At 58.7% G+C, this 19,933-nt stretch carries 16 protein-coding genes; 10 read left to right on the top strand and 6 right to left on the bottom strand.

What is annotated here, in order from left to right; all coding sequences use genetic code 11:
• Positions 1-14 precede the first annotated feature (14 nt).
• Positions 15-1,400 carry a glycoside hydrolase family 1 protein gene (locus tag DW732_RS01065; protein WP_117798870.1) on the top strand — a complete coding sequence of 462 codons (1,386 nt, stop codon included), beginning with the start codon at positions 15-17 and terminating at the stop codon, positions 1,398-1,400.
• A 66-nt stretch (positions 1,401-1,466) separates the two neighbouring features.
• Positions 1,467-2,897: a PTS transporter subunit EIIC gene (locus DW732_RS01060; protein WP_118098206.1), complete on the top strand. Its 1,431-nt coding sequence runs from the start codon at positions 1,467-1,469 to the stop codon at positions 2,895-2,897.
• Here the strand turns inward: DW732_RS01060 and DW732_RS01055 are convergent.
• Positions 2,879-3,241 (bottom strand): ATP-binding protein, encoded by a 363-nt coding sequence (locus tag DW732_RS01055; RefSeq protein WP_255413410.1) that lies wholly within the window; start codon positions 3,239-3,241, stop codon positions 2,879-2,881. The two genes, DW732_RS01060 and DW732_RS01055, sit on opposite strands and share 19 nt — an antisense overlap.
• A gap of 120 nt (positions 3,242-3,361) precedes the next feature.
• Here DW732_RS01055 and DW732_RS01050 point away from each other — a divergent pair, with 120 nt between their 5' ends.
• Together DW732_RS01050 and DW732_RS01045 are read left to right on the top strand one after the other, a co-directional pair.
• A complete protein-coding gene (locus DW732_RS01050) occupies positions 3,362-3,850 on the top strand; it encodes an S-ribosylhomocysteine lyase (protein WP_118098203.1) in 489 nt (162 codons plus the stop codon).
• 143 nt (positions 3,851-3,993) lie between these two features.
• Positions 3,994-4,638, top strand: a complete 645-nt coding sequence (locus tag DW732_RS01045; RefSeq protein ID WP_118098201.1) for a DUF4867 family protein — start codon at positions 3,994-3,996, stop codon at positions 4,636-4,638.
• A gap of 196 nt (positions 4,639-4,834) precedes the next feature.
• Here DW732_RS01045 and DW732_RS01040 read toward each other — a convergent pair whose 3' ends face one another.
• On the bottom strand, positions 4,835-5,941 hold the full coding sequence (locus DW732_RS01040) for an AAA family ATPase (RefSeq protein ID WP_118098199.1): 1,107 nt from the start codon (positions 5,939-5,941) through the stop codon (positions 4,835-4,837).
• A 327-nt stretch (positions 5,942-6,268) separates the two neighbouring features.
• On the opposite strand from DW732_RS01040, the gene DW732_RS01035 reads away from it, so the two are divergent.
• The 5 genes from DW732_RS01035 (at position 6,269) to DW732_RS01015 (ending at position 13,471) form a co-directional block, all read left to right on the top strand.
• Positions 6,269-7,699: a 6-phospho-beta-glucosidase gene (locus DW732_RS01035; RefSeq protein ID WP_118098197.1), complete on the top strand. Its 1,431-nt coding sequence runs from the start codon at positions 6,269-6,271 to the stop codon at positions 7,697-7,699.
• A gap of 135 nt (positions 7,700-7,834) precedes the next feature.
• A complete protein-coding gene (locus DW732_RS01030) occupies positions 7,835-9,103 on the top strand; it encodes an ATP-binding protein (RefSeq protein ID WP_233505205.1) in 1,269 nt (422 codons plus the stop codon).
• Positions 9,104-9,555: 452 nt separating this feature from the next.
• Complete coding sequence (locus DW732_RS01025) at positions 9,556-11,355, top strand: histidine kinase N-terminal 7TM domain-containing protein (protein ID WP_158567309.1); 1,800 nt, start codon at positions 9,556-9,558, stop codon at positions 11,353-11,355.
• A gap of 2 nt (positions 11,356-11,357) precedes the next feature.
• A complete protein-coding gene (locus DW732_RS01020) occupies positions 11,358-12,851 on the top strand; it encodes an ATP-binding protein (protein WP_118098194.1) in 1,494 nt (497 codons plus the stop codon).
• Positions 12,848-13,471 (top strand): response regulator transcription factor, encoded by a 624-nt coding sequence (locus DW732_RS01015; RefSeq protein ID WP_117735650.1) that lies wholly within the window; start codon positions 12,848-12,850, stop codon positions 13,469-13,471. The genes DW732_RS01020 and DW732_RS01015 overlap by 4 nt, the downstream gene beginning before the upstream one ends.
• A 194-nt stretch (positions 13,472-13,665) precedes the next feature.
• Here DW732_RS01015 and DW732_RS01010 read toward each other — a convergent pair whose 3' ends face one another.
• From DW732_RS01010 to DW732_RS00995, 4 genes are all read right to left on the bottom strand, one after another.
• Entirely contained in the window at positions 13,666-14,505 is an 840-nt protein-coding gene (locus DW732_RS01010; RefSeq protein WP_117798883.1) for a hypothetical protein, read from the bottom strand.
• Between the two features lie 80 nt (positions 14,506-14,585).
• The gene (locus DW732_RS01005) at positions 14,586-15,824 is read right to left on the bottom strand and encodes an SPFH domain-containing protein (RefSeq protein WP_117798884.1); all 1,239 of its coding nucleotides are present in this window, start codon (positions 15,822-15,824) and stop codon (positions 14,586-14,588) included.
• Between the two features lie 48 nt (positions 15,825-15,872).
• Positions 15,873-17,195 (bottom strand): hypothetical protein, encoded by a 1,323-nt coding sequence (locus tag DW732_RS01000; RefSeq protein WP_118098192.1) that lies wholly within the window; start codon positions 17,193-17,195, stop codon positions 15,873-15,875.
• 24 nt (positions 17,196-17,219) lie between these two features.
• Positions 17,220-17,957 (bottom strand): DUF4428 domain-containing protein, encoded by a 738-nt coding sequence (locus DW732_RS00995; RefSeq protein ID WP_117763326.1) that lies wholly within the window; start codon positions 17,955-17,957, stop codon positions 17,220-17,222.
• A gap of 406 nt (positions 17,958-18,363) precedes the next feature.
• Between DW732_RS00995 and DW732_RS00990 the strand changes: the two genes are divergently transcribed.
• Positions 18,364-19,692, top strand: coding sequence for an ATP-binding protein (locus DW732_RS00990; protein WP_117735655.1), 1,329 nt, complete (start codon positions 18,364-18,366; stop codon positions 19,690-19,692).
• Positions 19,693-19,933: the final 241 nt, after the last annotated feature.

Below are 19,933 nucleotides of genomic sequence, written 5' to 3'. Positions count from 1 at the left end.
GAAAGGTGGCAAGTATGGCAAACAGGTTTCCCGATGGATTCCTATGGGGTGCGTCGACGAGCGCATTTCAGGTAGAGGGCGCCTGGGGGGAGGGCGGCCGAGGCAAGTCGACGACCGATCGCGGCTTCGGCATCCCCGGAATCACAGATGGCAGCGTGGCGTCCGACCACTACCATCGCTGGAAAGAGGATGTCGACCTCATGGCCGAACTCGGACTCAAGACGTACCGCATGAGCTTCTCGTGGTGTCGCATTATGCCCGGTGCGACTTGCGAGCCGAATCCCGAAGCCCTGGCGTTCTACGACGGTCTGATCGATTACCTTCTGGAAAAGGGCATCGAGCCCTTTGTGACGCTGTATCACTTCGAGTGCCCCCAAGCACTCGTCGACGAGTTCGGCGGATGGTTAGATCGCAGGATGATCGATGCCTTCGCCCGCTACGCAGAGGTCTGCTTTAGGCACTTTAAGGGCCGTGTAAAGCTGTGGGCGACTATCAACGAGCAGCTTATCGCGACGGCGTCGTCGGTGAACACCGGGGATACCGAGACCGACCCCAAGAGACATCAGGGCAATACCTATCAGATGAGTTACCACATGTCTCTCGCAGAGCACCGTGCTTTCGAGCTTTTGCACTCAATCGATCCCGAGGCGAAGATCGGGCCGGTCTGTGCCATCCAGGTGACCTATCCGCTCAGCAGCTCGCCTGCAGATGTGATGGCGGCGCTCAATGCCGAGGAGATGGAGCAGTTCTACATGCTCGACATGAGCGTGCGTGGATCGTATTCCCCGTATGCGGCGAGCTATCTCAAGCGCGAGGGGTTCTATCCCGCGGTCGAGCCCGAGGACGATGCGGTCCTGCACGGGTCGACGCCCGATTTCATCGGCATTAACTATTACTCCAGCAGCTGCGTCAAGGAGCGCACCGAGCCCATCGTATTCGGTGGCTTCCCGCCTTGGGGCGCGGGCGACTTCGTCCTCTGCGACAACCCGAGGCTCGAGAAGACCGAGTGGATGCCCAACGGCCTCGACCCCATCGGGCTGTCGATCGGCATGCGCAAGGTGCATGACCGCTACGGCCTGCCCATGATCATCACCGAGAACGGCATGGCTTTGAGCGAGGAGCCCGATGAGTCCGGCGCGATTCACGACGAGCAGCGCATCGCCTATCTCTCCGCGCATATCGCCCAGGTCGGCGAGCTTATCGAGCAGGGTTATCCCATCTTTGGGTATTGTCCGTGGAGCTTTGTCGATGTGGTCTCCAGTCATCAGGGTTTCGCCAAGCGCTATGGCCTTGTATACGTGGATCGCACCGATGACGACATCAGGACTTGCGACCGGATTCGCAAGGACAGCTTCTATTGGTATCAGAAGGTCATCGCGGGCAATCAGCTGCCCGAATAAACGCAGGTTTTCCGGTTGGCGCGAAGTCGCCGATGGGGGATAGAAAGAAACGGGAAAGGAAGTACCATGGCAGATAACAAGCGTATCGCCGAGGATATCCTCAAGGCGGTGGGCGGCCCGAAGAACGTGACTTCGGCGACCCACTGCATGACGAGGCTCCGCCTTGTGCTCAAGGACGAGTCCAGCATCGACGATGACGAAGTCAAGGCCGTTGACGGCGTGATGGGCATTGTCCACGGCGGTCAGCAGTATCAGATCATCGTGGGGACGAACGTGCCCAGGGTGTACGCGGAGTTCTGCTCACTTGCCAACGTCAACGAGCTCGAGGCGGTTGAGGACGCCGAGGCTGCCGCCGCCGACGTCGAGCTTGTCGGCAAGAAGAAGCTTACGCCCATGCAGATCCTGAAGAACGTCGTCGGTTACATGGCGGGCTGCATGACCCCGATGATCCCGGTGCTGCTCACGGGCGGTCTCGCAAATGCGATCAATGCCCTGTGCGGTCCGCAGCTCCTGGGCCTGTACCCCGCGGAGAGCGACATCTACGTGCTCTTCGACTTCATCTACGATGCCGCCCTGTACTTCATGCCTATCCTCGCGGGCGTCAACGCGGCGAAGCAACTTGGCATCAACGGTATGCTCGGCGGATTTATCGGCTGCATCCTCATGTCGCCGGATTTCGCCGCAATCATCGCCGAGGGTAAGGCGTTTACCGTCTTCGGCATCCCCTGCAACACGTCTGCCGCCTATGCCCAGACTGTCCTGCCCATCATGATGTCCGTTCCGCTGTTCGCTGTTGTTTATAAGTTTGTCGGTAAGCACATGCCCGACATGCTCTCAACCGTGTTCACGCCCATTTTGAGCCTCCTTGTCACCTCGCCGTTCATCCTGTGCCTGCTCGCCCCCTTCGGTACGATTGTGGGCAACGCCATCAGCGGCGGCCTTGCCTGGTTCGGTATGAATACCGGATTCTTCGGTGTCGGCGTGATCGCCGCCCTTTGGGAGTTCCTCGTCATGAGCGGTATGCATCTGGCCCTTATGATGCCCATGATGGCCTCGTTCTTCGAGACTGGCGAGATGACCGGTGTCATGCTCGCGGGTAGCTTCGCCACGTGGGCATGCTTCGGCGTCGCCCTCGGTGCGGCTCTTCGACTCAAAGGTAAGGCGGAGCGCGGCAACGCCTTCGGCGCCTTCGTATCCGGTATCTTGGGCGGCGTTACCGAGCCTGTGCTCTATGGCATCTGCCTGTCTCACGTGCGCTGTTTCGGCGCCTTGATGGTCGGTAGCTTTGTCGGCGGTGCGTATGCTGGTATCGTCAATCTCACCCAGTACGTCATCACCTCTGCGAACTTCCTGTCCGTCCTGAGCTATGTGGGCGGCACCAACGCCAATTTCATCCAGGGTATTATCGCGAGCCTCATTTCCCTGGTCGTCGCAGCTGTGTGCACGTATCTCTTCGGCTTTAGCAAGAAGGAACTCGATCAGGCAAACGCCAAGTAGCATTGAGCCCTTGCTCCTTTAGAGGGAAACTCCATGATTGATGCAGCCTGAAATAGCCCGCGCCTCGCTTTCTCGAGTGGGGCGCGCGTCTTGCCTTCTATCACGCATGCGTGGCCGACGGCTATCGCGAGGTGGGTTTCCCTTCGGCCCGTCTGCCCATGGAACGTGAGGCCCTGCGCTGCCTCGACGAACGACAGCGTTTTCGGGTGGTTCGCGCCATAGCTGTCGGGAAAGGCTGCCTGCGTGAAGTCGTGCCCTTCGAACGACTTCACGCAGGGGAATTTCGCCTTCCTGAACAGCCTTGCGCGCTTGGATTCCTTCCGGACCGCCATCTCATGCTCGATGAGCTCGCTCGTCCCGGGCAGCTTATTTGGGACGGGGCTTTTTTGACTGGTATGATTGGTGCGACCATTCGAACCAGCTAAAAGAGCCCCGTCCCAAATTGACTACCGAGAGGATCTGCCATGGAGCGCATCGCCAGCTTTTCCGTTGACCATCTGCTGCTTGAGCCCGGCGTGTATGTGAGCCGCATCGACCGCGATCCGGCGACCGGTGCTGCCGTCACCACGTTTGACCTGCGCCTGACCACGCCCAACAAAGAGCCGGTCATGAACACGGCCGAGTGCCATACCATCGAGCACCTGGGCGCGACGTTTCTTCGTAACCATGCCGAGTGGTCGAGCCGCATTGTCTACTTTGGCCCCATGGGCTGCCGCACGGGCTTTTACCTCGTCGTATTTGGCGAAGTGACGAGCGAGGAGATCCTGCCGCTCGTGCGTGAGCTGTTCGAGTTTGTTGCTGGCTTTGGGGGCGATGTCCCCGGCGCCGCTCCCGAGGAGTGCGGCAACTACCTGGACCAGAACCTCCCCATGGCCAACTGGCTTGCGCGCCGTTATCTCGACCGCGACCTGGCCGATATCGACGAGAAGCACCTGCACTATCAGCAGGCGTAAGGGCTTTATCGCCCAAAACGCGCGCATTGGGCGCCTTCGCTTATGCGGGGGCGCCTTTTTGTTGAGTGGTCGGGATGGCGTTCAAAAGCGCTTATGTTTGTTCTAGAATGTTCGTACTGTCACATAAACGAACAGGAGTGAACATGCATATCTACTCTGTCAACGATCCCGAGTTCAAATCCTATGGCAGCGTTTGGGATAACGTTTCGTCCGAGCTCACGTCGCCCGTACTCGAGGCGCTCTCTGCCACGCCCATCCCCGAGGGCAGCAAGTACGTAGCGAGCGCGCCGGAGCTCGAGGGCGTCAAGGATGCCGACAAATTGGGCTTTCTCATGTTTGGCGGTCGTCCCTTCCAGCTCGGCTGGTGCAACGGCCACAACACACGCCTCAACTGCCTGGAGTATCACCGCGCCAGCGAGTTTAACCTGGGTGCCCGCGATTTTATCCTGCTCGTGGCGCATCGCTGGGAGATCGAGGACGGCAAGCTCGACACCGCATGTGTCAAGGCGTTCCGCGTGCCGGCGGGTACGGTCATCGAGGTCTTCAACACCACGCTCCACTACACGCCCTGCATGGTCGACGACGGCGGTTTCCAGGTGATGGTCGCGCTTCCCGCCGGCACCAACGGGCCGCGCCCCGAGGCTGCAGCCGACATGCCTGCCGCCGGTGACAGCTACTGCTACTGGAAGGCCGACAAGTGGGTCTTCTGCCACGCCGACAGCCCCAAGGCAGCCGAAGGCGGCTACGTAGGCCTCATCGGCAAAAACCTCGACATCAACGTGGACTAGAATCTTCCGTCTCGATCTGTAACATCTAGCGGGCTAAATCGTTACTACCTGTTACAGATTGAGACATACCGTAGAAGGCCGCCCGAAAATCTCGATTTGTAACACCAAACCCGATTTTGACGGCCTAGCTGTTACAGATCGAGATAAAACGGGCCCAAACCACCACAAAGGTGCCTGTCCCCATTGTGGTGGCTGCCTAGAACTGGCTGCGAAGGTAGTCAGCCATATATGGAACGGCGAAGCGCACGTAGCCGCGGCGAGCCTGTTCGATCACGCCGGCGTCAATAAGGCGCCGGCGATACTTTTGCGCATAGTCGGGCGTGACCGACATTCGCTCGGCAATATCGGAGATGCGCGACGCGCCGTCTTTGTCGTCGGTCATCGCAGCGAGAAACGCGACGTCTTGATCAGATAGCGCGGCAAGCGTCGTTTCACAAACATCATTTTCGAAATCGACCTTGGACGCTTCGATGGCTCCGTCGATTTGCTCTTGTGCTACGCGCTCTCCGACCTTGCAGCGAGTGGCGATGTTATAGCCAATAAGTTGCAGCATATAGGGCGAACCTTGGGTCGCGTGAGCGGCGCGGAGGCGAAGGTCGCTTGGAATATCAAGGCCGAGCTCCTCAAAAGCCCGCTGATAATAGGCGTCGACATCTCCGACTGAAAGCGGATCGAGCGTGACCTTGCGAGCGCGGTTGAGAAATGTCAGCACGCGGTCATTGAGTGTTGCGCAGACGGCTCCCGGAAGGCCCGCCATGACGAGCGCGACGTTGAGTCGTTCGCCGACCAGCTCTTGATAGGCGGTGACGAGCTGCCTAATCTCGGGTGAATTTGCCTGGAGCTCATCGATAAGGATGAGGATGCCATGGCCCTGCTCGGTCAGTTTGCGCGCAAGCTGCGTGAGTTTAAACTGAAAGCTCTTGGTCTCCTGCACGTCTCGTGTGAACTCGAGGCCTGCCGAGAACCCAAAAACACTCAGGCTGCCACCCGTGAATTTGGGAAGACAGCGTTTGTTGACGTAAGGCTCGCCTGCCTCTTGGATTTTCTCAACAATGCGCTCGAGCATATCCTCGGAGGCCACGGTAGGCGTGGCGACAACGAAGCCGAGCTTGCGTGCGCGATCGGCAAGTTCCCACAGAAGAACTGTCTTGCCACTGCCTCGCTGACCAAGCATGAGTATGGCTCGGTCGCGATTGCCCGGTTCCTGCTCAAGGCCGGAGATGAATGTCGAAATTACCGTTTCGCGCCCGACTAGATAAGAGGGGCGATTTCCAAATGAGGGGGAGAAGATGGGTTCAGTCATAAGTCTCCTTTCCTTTTTTTCCTATTTTTTCCTTTCTTTCCTATTCAGTCAAATGGTCTGTCACCCGAAGGCGGCTACGTGGGCCTCGTCGGCAAGAACCTCGACATCACCTGCGACTAGGGGCTTTCCCCAACCACCACAAAGGTGCCTGTCCCCTTTGTGGTGGTTGGCGGTTTGGGCCGGCGGGTATCAAAAAGTGTCAGACGTGGGCGGCTGCCGAGCGCCTGCGCGCGAAAAGAAGTGTCGGCCTGCGCCGCTGCCGTTGAGTAGCGCGCTGCTTGCGGGGATACTGAAGCCACGACAAGCGGCGTGTGAAAGGATCGATGTATGGCTTTCCGTAAAGACTTCCTGTGGGGCGGCGCGACGGCTGCCAACCAGTGCGAGGGCGCGTACAACGTTGACGGTCGCGGCCTGGCCAACGTGGATGTGGCCCCGCACGGCCCCGAGCGCTATGCGGTGGTCTCCGGCCAGCGCAAAATGCTCGACTTCGAGGACGGCTATTACTACCCCGCGCAGACCGGCATCGATTTCTACCACCACTACAAGGAGGACATCGCGCTGTTCGCCGAGATGGGCTTTAAGACCTTCCGCATGAGCCTGGCCTGGACCCGTATCTTCCCCAACGGCGACGAGACCGAGCCCAACGAGGCCGGTCTGGCTTTCTACGAGGACGTGTTCCGCGAGTGCCAAGCGCACGGCATCGAGCCGCTCGTGACCATCACGCACTTCGACTGCCCGATCCACCTCATCAAGGAGTACGGCGGCTGGCGCAACCGCAAGCTCATCGACTTCTACAAGAACCTCGCGACCACGATCTTCACCCGCTACAAGGGTCTGGTGAAGTACTGGCTCACCTTCAACGAGATCAACATGATCCTGCACTTGCCGTTTATGGGTGCCGGCCTGGTTTTTGAGGAGGGCGAGAACAAGGAGGCCGTCGAGTACCTGGCCGCCCACAACGAGCTCGTCGCCAGCGCCTGGGCAACCAAGATTGCCCACGAGATCGACCCCGAGGTCAAGATCGGCTGTATGCTCGCTGCCGGCACCTACTACCCCTACAGCTGCCGTCCGGGCGATGTGCGCCAGGCGCAGCTCGACAACCAGGACAACTACTTCTTTGTCGACGTCCAGAGCCGCGGCTACTACCCGGCCTATGCCGTCAAGAAGCTCGAGCGTCTGGGCATCGACGTCGGCATGACTGACGAGGACCGCGAGATCCTGGCCGAAAACACCGTCGACTTCATCAGCTTTAGCTACTACTCCACCCGCTGCTCCGCCGGTGCCGATAACCCCGATGTCGAGAAGACCAAGGGCAACGCCTTCGCCGGCGCCAAGAATCCCTATCTGCAGGAGAGCCAGTGGGGCTGGGCCATCGATCCGCTGGGCTTCCGCATTACCCTCAACGACCTGTACGACCGTTATCAGAAGCCGCTGTTTGTGGTCGAGAACGGCCTGGGCGCCAAGGATGTTGTCGAGGAGGATGGCTCCATCAACGACGACTACCGTATCGACTACCTGCGCCAGCATATCGCCGCCATGCGCGATGCCGTGACCGAGGACGGCGTGGACCTTTTGGGCTACACCACCTGGGGCCCGATCGACCTCGTCTCTGCCGGCACCGGCGAAATGTCCAAGCGCTACGGCTTTATCTACGTCGACCGCGACGACGCGGGCAACGGCACCCTCAAGCGTTCCAAGAAGAAGAGCTTTGATTGGTATAAGAAGGTAATCGCCACCAACGGCGAAGACCTGGCCTAAGGGCACTGAGGCACTCAACCTTGGGGCTCCAACCCTCCTCGCGTACCTAAAGTACGCTTCGTCGGGCTTGTCGCTCCCAATCTTGAGCACCTCAGGCCCTTAGGAGGTGGACCTGACCGCCGCATTTCGAAAGTTATGCTTTATAGCTTCCTAACCAAGGCGCCCGGCGAGCAGTTTATGCCCGCCGGGCGCTTTGTTAAAAGAAGTGAAAGAAAGCAAAAGAAGTTAAAACTTGCAAAAGAAGTTAAAACTTGCAAAACTAGTGAAAGCAGGATAGAGCTGACGGGGGAGTGTTCCATGGATGTGCCCATTAATCCGTTTACGCCGACATTTGGCATCGTCCCGCCAATTATGGCCGGCCGCACGTATCTTATTGATGATGTTGTGCGAGCGCTCGACCGCGGACCCGGCGATCCCAACTTGGCAACAATCTATGTTGGCGCACGAGGAACAGGTAAAACGGCCCTGCTCTCATACCTTAGCTCCGAGGCGCAAAGGCATGGTTGGATTTCGGTCGGCGTGGCTGCTGCTCCTGGAATGTTGGAAGACATTTACGAGCAAACGCGTGAAGTTGCGGCTGAATATATCGATAGCGGCTTAAATCCTAGGCTCAGAGGTTTGAGTGTGGGCCAGCTATTTAGCGTGGAATGGGAGCCGGAGCAGGCACCTTCGGCAAACTGGCGCACGCGGATGACTCGCCTTATAAAAGCTTTGGACAAATATGACATCGGTTTGCTGTTCACGATCGATGAGGTGTCGGCTTCGTTCGATGAAATGATTAGTTTTGCCTCTACGTACCAGATGTTTGTGCGCGAAGGCCGACGTGTGGGAGTGCTGATGGCGGGGCTGCCGCATCAGGTGTCAATGCTGCTGCGCAACCAGTCCGTTTCATTTTTGCGTCGATCAGTTCAGCACCACTTGGGGAATATTAGCGACAAGGAAATTGCCGTTGCATTGAAGGAGACCATCGAGGGCGGTGGCAGGCGCGTGAGTGCTGACGGCCTTCAGAAGATGGTAGATGCCATCGGCGGTTTTCCGTTTCTTATGCAGCTCGTCGGTTTCCGCTCTTGGGATATACGGCCTCAGGCAGAAGAGATAACCGCCCAAGATGCTGCAAGGGGCATTGCGCTTGCGCGTTCTGACATGGAGCAGCGCGTGTTGGCGCCGACGTATTACGAACTGTCCGAAGGCGATAAAGCGTTCTTGGAGGCAATGCTTGCAGACGGGGGCGAGAGCAAGATTGCGGACGTTGCAGAGCGAATGGGCGTAAAGAGCAATTATGCGTCGCAATACCGCGCTCGCCTGATTGAGCAAGGGATTATTGGTGAGCGCGGCCGAGGAAGGGTTGGCTTTGACCTTCCGTATTTTAAGGAATACCTAGAGGAGACCCTCGCTGTCGATTAGTCATTGGGGGACGTTCTTGTTTGACTGGTCGTTTAAGAACGTCCCCAATGACTACTTGCCTAATTATCACCATTGTTTACCAGCGCGTTTAACCGAATTTACAGTTACCAATTAACCAAATATCAATTTTTAGGTTAACCATATTTACGCATTTCAATTAACGAAACAGATTAAACATGTACTGTTTGAGTTGGCACTTGGGGACGTTCCTTTTCTGTCGGCACCTGGGGACACTCCTGAGAGGTAGTCATTGGGGACGTTCTTAAACGACTAGTCGTCAGGGACACTCCTTGCGCGCCCTGCCGTCTGCGGATTTTGGGACATGCGGCCCGATTTTTGGGCCCATCTGTCGGTACACTAAAGGCACTATGGGTACCCGCGAGCGACATATCGGTCACGCGGCCGCCCGATCCGCACCCGCGGCGGATCCCAGGGGCGGCAAGCTCTTTGCCATGCCGCGATTCCTTGTTGGCATATCGCATCGTGTATACCGCCGCCGCGTCTTTGCTATCGCCGGCGCCATCACCGCGCTGTTCCTTATGCTTTTAGCGGTCTTGCCGGCGCTGTTCGCCTCGGACCCCAAGCTTTCCAACACCGTGCCCGTCTATGGTGAGGTGTCCAAAGAGGTCGCGGACGAGCTCGCTCATACGAGCTCCTTTCCGCTACTTGTCGCCGCAGTCACGTTTTCAATCTGGGGCGTTCTCGCTTACCTGCGCTGCCTGGACTATGTGTTGCGCCGCCGCCTTGTTGCCATCGCTGCCATCTGCGCCCTGTGGATGATTGAGGTCATCTTTAAGTACAAATCATTCACGCCAACTTACGCCACGCTGCTTTGGTACCTGTACTACGTGCCCATGACGCTCATCCCGCTGCTCTTTCAGCTATGCGGCATGCGCCTCGCGGGTGTGGAGCAACATCGCGCGGGCCGCCGCTACCGCACGGCCTTGTGGATTACGGCCGCCCTGCTTATCGCGTTTGTGCTCACCAACGATTGGCACCGGCAGATATTCCACTTTGACCGCGCAAGCGAAACCTGGAGCAACGACTACACGTATGGCTGGGGTTACTTTCTCTTTCTGGCGTGGACGGCTTTTAACGTCGTTGCCTTTTTTGTCCTGGTGGGACGGTCCTCGTCTTATAGAATTCAGCGCTTTTCGGGCACGGCGGCACTCGTGTTGCTGGGCGGTGCGTTCTTTGCCGCTTCGTATGCCCTGCGTGTGCCCTGGGCGTGGAAACTCAACCTTTCGCTGGTCTATTGCGTGCTGTGCGTAGTAACACTCGAAATTTGCCTCGATTGCGGCGTCATCCCGTCGTATCACGATATCGCCGGCATCTTCGATACCCTGCCGCTCGACCTCAAGGTCCTGACGCGCGACTTGCAGGCGGCATATGCCACGCCGATGTCGGGACCAATCACGCCAGATGTGCGCGAAGAGCTTCGTTCGCAGGAGTACGGGCGTGCCCACGCCTTTACCGTGGCGTCTGCCCCCGATGTGATGTATCGAGCTTTTCCGCTGCTGGGCGGGTCGGCTCTCCTTGCCCAGGAGGTCTCGGAGCTCAACGAGCTCAATCGCGAGCTGGCGTATCGGCGTATGGAACTGCAACGTCAAAACGAACTGCTCGCGGCCGACTATGACCTTAAGGCGCATTTGGCAGACCAGGAGGCCGAGGCGCTGCTGGTTCAAGATGTGGACCGGGCGCTTGCCCGCGCGCTCGATGAGATGTACAGCCTGCTGAGCTCGCTGCCTCCGCTTACCGACGAGGCATCCTCGCATGAGCGTTACCGCATGCTGCAGTGCGCCAAAATGCTCGTTGCCTATTGCAAGCGCAAAGGGTCGCTCACGTTGGCGCAACACGAGGAGAGCGGCTTTGACCGCGACCGTATTCAGCTGATTGCCAACGAGCTCGCAAGCGATCTGCGCACCATCGATGTCGACTGCGCCTCGATTGTCGCCATACGCCGCCCACTGCACGCCAGTACGGTAAGCGCGCTGTACGACTGCGTGTACGACTTTGCGTTTTTTGCCTACACCACCGATCATCCGGCGCTTATGTATCACTTGGGCGACCACGACTCGTGCAGTGTCGAGCTGCGCGCCACGCTCTTTTCCAACGATGAGGACGATCTTTCGCGAACACCCGCCGCCTACGAGCTCGAGGTCGCGCTGCAGGGGCGAAACGTGGCGTATCGTCTTGAGGGCGAGCCCGGTCAGCTGCGCATGATCGTCTTGATGCCGCGGACGGGTGAGTGACCATGCAGATTCCGCTTATCCTTCCTCAGATTGTCGCGCTCGACGTCGTCTTTGCCCTAGCGGCATGCCTGCAGACCATTCACGTTCCGCTCATCGCGTCGCGGCGCTCGTCCTATAACCGCAAGGTGATTTGCGCCTACGAGGCGAGCCTTGTGCTTCACCTGATGATTTCGGCGCTCATCTTATTCGCGTCGTCTGGCTCGTATCTGGTGGCGCCGCTTGACGTTTGCGCCAGGGCAATGGGCGGAGTGCTGTGGCTCAATGCCGCGATCTTTGCCTATGGCGTGGTCCTTATGGTGCACTATCGTCGCCCTGTCATGCTGGCCGAGCTGTTGCTTGTTGTCGCCGTTACACCGCCGGTGGTTTTTGCCATGGGCTCGGCGTGGGCCGTTGTCCTTATCGCAGAGGGAGCGTTCTTCCTGTTCCGCTCCATCGCGGCGCTTTTGATGGACGTCCGTAACCGCCAGGAGGACATCACCGCGTTCTCGACGATTGAAACCATCAACGTGATTCCCGTGGGCATTCTGTATCTAGACCCGAGGGGCCATCCGCTGCTCATGAACCGCTGCATGCGCAAAAACCTGGTGGAGCTTCATATGCCCACCGACCTAGGCGATATGAGCGGTACATGGAACGACCTGCGCAAACTCAGTATGCAAATGCCCGAAAGCAGCCAGAGCCGCGTGCGCATCAATTTAGACCGCTTTGGTGAGGCGCGCGTTGTGGTCGAGGTTTCTCCCGCCGAGATTCGCCTGTTTGTGTGCGATGACGTTATGGTCTCGGGCCGTTCGTTCGAGCGCATAATCGGTCTGGATATGACAGAGTATGCGCATGCGCATGACCGCCTGGCGCAGGCCAACCACCTGCTTGAGCTTGCGGGCAAAGAGCTCCAGGCTCAGATCGAAGAAGTCAAAAAAGTTGCCGACAACGCGGCTTATCTGCGCATGCGTGCCCGCGTTCACGATGTGATCGGCCAGCGCCTGTCTATCCTCCATCGCTATCTGGAGGAGGGGCGTTTGGACGACGAGTCGCTCGAGCAGATTGACCCGTTGCTGCGCTCAATCGCCGCCGATCTGCGCCGTGGCGGTGCCGGCGAGCCTTCGGAGCAGCTGGGCGATATCGTCCACGCCTTCGGCCTGGTGAGCGTGCAGATCGATGTCGAGGGTACACTGCCCCAGGATGCACGTGTCGCCGCAGCATTCTTGCAGATTATCCGCGAAGCCTCGACCAATGCTACCAAGCATGCGCAGGCACATCAGGTCCACGTGCGCCTGTGGCAGGAGGGGACGGATGCTGGTGCCGTCGCGCACATGACTATTTCTAACGACGGGTCCCCAGCCCCCGTATCGTATCGCGAAGGAACGGGTATCCCAGGTATGAGGCGTGTCGCGCAAGATCTGGGCGGCAGCTTGGAAGTCCGCTCCGCCCCGCCCTTTACGCTTGCGGTATCCATTCCGCTGCACTCCAACGCCACGGTCCAAAGGAGAAGCTCATGATCCGCGTGCTCATCGTCGAAGACCAGGCCATCTTGCGCGAGAGTCTCGCACGCTCCGTTGGCGACCAGTCCGATATGACCGTTGTCGCCGCGATAGCCGATGCTTCCGAAGCCCTCGATGTCGTGCTCAAGGAGCGCCCGGACATGATACTGATGGACGTGTGCACCGAGCACGATTCCAATGGCATCGTGGCGGCAGCGCGTATTAAAGAGGAACTGCCCGAGTGCCGTGTCATCATTATGACGGGTATGCCCGAGATCACCTTTGTCGATCAGGCGCGCGAGGCGGGCGTCGATAGCTTTGTGTACAAGAATGTCGGTATCGACGAGCTGTTTGGCGTGATGCGCTCCACGCTGGCGGGCTACTGCACGTTTCCCAAACCGCCCGAGAGCATTTTCTCGGGCACGGCGGCCCTCGATGATATTGAGCTGTCGATTTTGCGCCTTGCCTGCGAGGGCAAGAGCCGTCGCGAGATTGCGGGCGAGCTGTTTATGAGTGAGGGCACCGTCAAGCGCCGCATCTCGGAGATTCTGAGCAAGACCGGCTACGACAATATCATGCGCCTGGCCGTGCATGCGGTGACCGAGGGCAGCATCGTCCCCAATATGGAGCGTCCGTAATCGATGCTCTCGACCGCGCTTCGACGCTAAAAAGCAGGCCGCCCGCCGCATCGCACCTGGAAGCGGCGGGCGGCCTGTTTGCGTGGGCAGAGCGTTGCTGGCGCAAAGCGACGGGGCCGCAGGATCATTTCCTGCGGCCCCGTCTGGTACGCGCGCGGGTTTGTCCGCCAATCCGCGGCTGTCGATGTCTGTCGCTACGCGATGGTTGCGCTGTAGGAAGCGACGTCCTCGTAGGAATCGGTCAGGTAGGCGTCGATGCCGATGGTCGTGTTGACTAGGCTGTCGAAGCTGTCAAGCGTGCCGTTCGAGAAGGTGAACTCTTCGGTGGCGTTGGTGCCGGGCATCAGGTGGGCCGAGAACCAGGCTTCCTTCATGGTGCCGTTGACGTTTGTCTTGCCGGTGGGGGCGTAGAAGGTCAGGTCCTTGTCGCTCTTGTTGACGATGTTGACGACAAAGCCGATGTCGCCCCAGTCGTCCTGGAACTTCTCGGTGATGGTGATGGTGCACAGGTCGTCATCGGCGACAGTGACGGCGGGGGAGATTTCGACGCTCTGGACATCGCCGTCTTCGACGGCCTCCTCGACTTCCTCTTCCTTCTCGGCGGCATCGCGATCCTTCTTCACGGTACCGGACAGGTCCTTATCGGACTTGCTAAAGATGAGCTTGTCCTCGCCGTCCTCAAGGACAAGCTTGCCGTCCTCGAGCTTCACGTCGGTCGTCTCCTTGTCGACGGTGATACTCGCGGTGGTAGCGTCCTTGGCCTCCCACTTTAGGTCGGAAACTTCGGAGAACAAATCGAGGCTGCCCGTGCCGTCTTCGTCCAGGACCAAGATGCAGCTGATGCCCCATTCCTCGAACATATCCATATACTCATCGGTCAGCTCTTCGCCCTCCGTGGTTCCACCCGAGAGCTTCCAGCTACCGACAAAGTTGGCCTTGGGGTCTTTGCCGCCGCTGCAGCCCGTGAGGGCAAAGGCGAGCGCCAAGACGCATGTCAGAAATGCGAGTGCGGACTTTTTGAACGTTGTCTTCATGGTGTCCTCCTTCTTGTGTGAAAACCCATAGAAGCAAATGCGGGGGTGGCGGATCCCCCGCCAATTACCAGATAAAGGGGTTAGGGCCTAGGCGTTCCGCAGTTGCTGCAGAACTTGCCGCCGTTTTCGCTACCGCAGTTGGGGCAGAACCACTTGGCCGGCGCCGGGGCGGGTGCGGGACTGCCGCACTCGGAGCAGAACTTGCCGGTGTTGGTGGCGCCGCAGCTGCAGGTCCACGTGCCGGCCGCAGGTGCGGCGGGAGCCGGTGCGGGAGCGGGTGCCGGAGCCGGCTGCGGGGCGGTCTGCTGCTGCGCCTGGCCGGCGGCGAACAGCTGGCTGGCGTTCATGCCGCCCATGCCACCTGCCATGCCCATGCCCATAAAGCCTGCCATCGCGCCGTTGGGGTTGGCCGCCGCGGCACGCATCGCGTCGCTCTGGGCGCTGGCGATGTTGGCGGCCGCCATGGTGGGGTCGCGCATGACCGCTGCCTTCTGCAGATCCTTGATCATCTGCTCGTCTTCTTGCGAGGCGGCGATGGAGTTAACGCCAAAGCTCACGATCTCGACGCCGCGCAGGTCACGCCAGTCGGCAGAGAGAACCTCGTTGAGCGCGCGGGCGAGCTCGGTGGTGTGGCCGGGGATGGCGCTGTAGCGGATTCCCATCTCCGAGATCTTGGCAAAGGCGGGCTGCAAGGCGGTGAGCAGCTCGGACTTAAGCTGGCTGTCGATCTTGTCGCGCGTGTAACTATCGGTCACGTTGCCGCATACGTTGGTGTAGAACAGCAGCGGGTTGGTGATGCGGTACGAATACTCGCCGTTGCAGCGCACGGAGATGTCGACGTCCAGGCCAATGTTGTTATCGACCACGCGGAAGGGTACGGGCGAGGCGGTGCCGTACTTGTTGCCGATGATCTCCTTGGTGTTGATGAAGTAGACGCGCTGGTCCTTGCCCGCGTCGCCGCCAAAGGTAAAGCGGCTGCCGATATTGGCGAAGGTCTCCTTGATGGAATCGCCCAGGTTGCCGCTAAAGACGCTCGGCTCGCTGCCGGTATCGAAGACGAACTCACCGGGCTCCAGCGCGACTTCGATGATCTTGCCGTTTTGCACCACGAGCATGCCCTGGCCGTCGTTGACGGCGATGACCGAGCCGTTGGAGATGACGTTGTCCTCGCCGCGCGTGTTGGAGCTGCGGCCACCGGTACGTTTGCTGCCCTTGCAGGCCAAGACGTCAGCAGGCATCGATTCGCAGTAGATATATTCCTTCCACTGGTCGGCCATGACGCCGCCGGCAGCTCCCAATCCAGCTTTCAAGAGTCCCATGGTGATCTTCCTTTCTCGTCAAAGGCCGGGTGGTATTGGTCGGATTGCTTAGTCGTCCTTGTCGTCTTTCATGACAACGGTGGTCTCGGTGTGGCTGAAGGTGTCGTGCTTCTCGGTCAGGTCGAGCTCGCCGCAGTACTCGTCGGCGTGGGTGGCCTCGTTGGCCGTCTTGAGCTGGCCTACCAGTAGCACGTCTCCGATAATCACGATGATCAGCGGCGCGATGATGTTGATGAGAATGCCCTCGACATCGAAGGTGAGGTAATCTGGATCGAAGGCGTATTCCCCCATAAAGAGAATCTGGGAGAGGATAAATCCGATCACAAAGAACAGCACCGAGGCAATAGCGAGCTTGGGCTTGGAGCAGGGGAGCTCGCCGACCATGCGGCCGGTCTGGCCGTTCATGGCAAACAGGTAGCGCTTGCCGTTCCATGAGGTGGAAAGCATCCAGACGGGGAACAGGGCGTAGTCGCTGTCTTCCCAGGTGTAGTCGAGCTGCTTGCTTTCGACCGTGGCATCGTCGTATTCGTCGACGACGGTCTCGCGCAGGGCCGAGATCGTGCTCTCCTCCATGCGGCGCTCGGCGCGCGCCTTGCACGTCTCGCAATCCTCATCGTAACGGTTGGCGATGTAGCCGGGCATATAGGCGACCGAGAACGGGCGCAGAGCCTCGTAATCAAACGGCTCGATGGCGTCCATATGGCCGTCGGGCATCTTGGACGATCCGTCGACGGGCACGCGCTTAAACGAGATATTGCCCTTGCGATAGGCATCGTAGTGGTCGGTGGTCGTGACGGTGCGGTCGGATTCCTCGGTCACGGTCTCGTTGGTCGCGTCAAAGTACACTTCGCCGTCAACGCGGGCGCCGTAGAGCCAAAACGGCACGTAGACACCTTGGACCTCGTCGATGTGGTTGCCGGTGACAAAGTTCTTGGGCAGCAAGATCTTGCCCTTGTAGTGCTCTTTGAGTGCGGCCATAACGTCATCGCGCCCGAGCTTAAACGGGATCACCAGGTCGGGCGAGAAGTCGCCCGAGAGCTGACCGGGTGCCACGGCGGGGTTGCCGCAGTATGGGCAGGTGGTAACGGCGACCGTGCCGTCCGAGACCAGCTCGGCGCCGCACGACGAGCAGATATAGCCGGCGTTTTGGGCAAGCTCCTGTACCGCGTCGTCGACAGCGGGCTTGGACGCCGTGGCCGCGGCGTCGGCTTTGGCATCCGCCTTGCCCTGGCGCTCGCGATAGAGAGCCTCGACCTCTTCGACTTCAAAGCGCGAATCGCAGTAGTCGCAGACGAGCTTTTGCTCGGCGCTGGCAAAGTGAAGGGGGCCGCCACACGCAGGGCACTGATAGTTGACGCTCTCGAAGGCCATGATCGGTCCTTTCTGCGCCGGGGACTATGCGCCGATGGCGCCGCCGCAGTATTCGCAGCGCCCACTGGCATCGGGAATCGTGGTTGCACCACAGAAGGGACAGGTGACTGCAGTCTTGGGAGCCTTGGCGGCCGCGACGCTATCGCGCGTCTCCTGGCGCAGCTGCACCAGCGCGTCGCGGACTTCGGTTGCCTGGCGCTTGGCCTCGCGGTACTCAACGGATCCGCGCTGCTCGATGGTGGAGTCGTTCACGCGCAGGCCGATCTCGGTAAAGTACGGCGTGTTGACGTGGATGGTCAGGTTAAAGTCGTAATCCAAGTCGTAGCGCGGCGGATCATAGCTCTTGCGCTCGCCGTCCTTGGTCTCGCGATAGACCTCGGTCCGATGCTCGTCGATGTCCATGTCGCAGCCGAGTACCTGCGAAAACTCGATGATGTCGGGGTTGGCGTCGCGCCAGCGGCTCTGCGAGGTAATGATCAGCTGGCCCGCGTCCTCGTCGAGCATGATGTTGGTGCGTCCGGCAGAAAGCGTGCGCGTGGGGTTGAACGACGCCAGGCGTTCGGCGTTGGCCTCGCGGTAGGCGAGCTGCTCGCGGATGTCGTCTGCGGTGCTAGAGCGCCAGCCGCTAAAGAAGGGGGAGAGCTTGCCGGCGCACTCTTTGCACAGGTAGCCTTCGTTGATCTTGGTCTTTCCCAAAAGACCCAGCTCGGTACCGCAAATCGCGCACTCTTTCTTCTCGAACATCTTGTCAAAGAAGCCCATGGCTGCCTCCCATCAACTGGTAGCGTGTGTCACTTTTGATGATGGGTGAGTGCGCGGCCTTTCACGATACCCAAGCGGCTCAAGAAGTCTCCACAACTGGGACACATGGCCCATTTTGGGCAGTCATCGGGGACGTTCTTAAACGACTAGTCGCCGGGGACACTCTTTGCCAAAGGGTGGCACTTGGGGACGTTCCTTTCTGCCGGCACCTGGGGACACTCCTTGTGGGGGGGCTCTTCTCGAGAGACAGGTTGGTTATGGCCCCACCCGCTGTCGGAAATTCGATCAACGCTTTCTAAAAATGTTCAATAGAGGTCAATTCCAATTGAGATTATGTTGAAATATATAAATACTCAATTGGAATTTTGCAGTTATCCCAGTTAAAATAGGAAAAGGGAGGCAAGTTATGCTCAAGCGTAAAATAATCGAGAAAATTGAAAGCTGGAAACAGACTAAAACCGGGCAGGGACTGCTTATTACCGGTGCTCGACAAGTTGGCAAAACAAGCGCTGTCGAGCAGTTCGCCCGTGACAACTATAGAAGCTTCCTGAAAATCGACTTCGTGGAGAGACCCGACGCGGTCGAGCTCATAGGGGAGGCAAGGAGCCTCGATGACCTCATTGTGAGAATCACCGCACTGGCTTCATCGCCCATCGCTTCGGATACAAAGACGCTTCTGTTTTTTGATGAGGTGCAGCGTTGCGGAGACGCCATCACCTGGATGCGTTATCTTGCGCAAGACGATCGTTTCGATGTCATTTACTCCGGCTCCATGCTCGGGATTGAGGCGTTCCATTTTCGGTCGTTGCCGGTAGGTACTATCGATATCCTCGAGATGTTTCCCATGGATTTCGAGGAATTCTCCTGGGCTCTGGGAGTCGACGAATCATTATGGGATGTCGTTCGTGCCTGTTATCGCAAACGGGAACAAGTGCCTCCGTTTATTCATGAACGGTTGATCGAGACGTATTATCGGTATGTCCTTGTGGGTGGCATGCCTGAGGCCGTTCAGCTGTTCGTCTCAACTCATGATACACAGGCGATGCGCGCTCGTCAGCAGGGCATTCTCGAAGCATATCGCGCAGATATCGCACGGTACGCCGAAGCCCCCGCGCATGCTCAACGGATCAGGACGATCTACGATGCCATGCCCGCGCAGCTCAATAAAGAGAACAAGCGCTTTCTCGTTACCGGGATAGACAAGCGGAAACGATTTTTGGATTTGCAGCCTGATTTTGACTGGCTTGTTAATGCGGGCGTTGCGATCCCGGTTAAGAGGGTGAGCGAGCCCATGTTCCCCTTGGGTCTCTCGCGGGAAGACAGTTTTTTCAAGTTCTACCTGAGCGATGTGGGGCTGCTGTTCTCTACTTTTTCTCCCGCTGATGTCGAGGCCATTGTTGCGCAGCGGGAATCGATCAACTTTGGGCAGGCTTTTGAGAATGCGGTCGCCCAGGAGCTGCGCGCATGCGGCTACTCTTCGTTGTTCTACTTTAACGCGGCCAAGGTTGGAGAAGTCGATTTTATTATCGAGGATAAGCGGAGTCCCGTCGTTTTGCCTATCGAGGTCAAATCGGGTAGGTACAGCACAAAGCACGTTGCCCTCGATCGCCTGATGAGCGTTGAAAACTATGGATTGGCTCGGGCGGTCGTGCTTCACCGGGACAACGTGGTGGATGGAAAGGCGATATTGTATTTGCCCCTATATATGGCGGGCCTGCTAAAAGAAATGCCATAGATGAAGGGTTGAGAGCTCTAGGGTAGTCATTGGGGACGTTCTTAAACGACTAGTCGACGGGGACACTCTTTGCCGAGCAAGCAGTCCACGTCGTGCTCCTTCTGGGACAGACGGCTCAAAAACGCTGCACGCCGTGGACTACTGGGGTCAAATTCGCGGCATTTCGAGCTTGGCTTCGTTATCGGGACTGATTCTTTATTAAAATTGAAATCCAAACAGTTGAGCGGCGGGGGGGGGGGGG

Source organism: Collinsella sp. AM28-11LB (assembly GCF_003469895.1).
Classification (GTDB): Bacteria; Actinomycetota; Coriobacteriia; order Coriobacteriales; family Coriobacteriaceae; genus Collinsella.
This window is presented reverse-complemented; position numbering and strand designations above follow the sequence as displayed.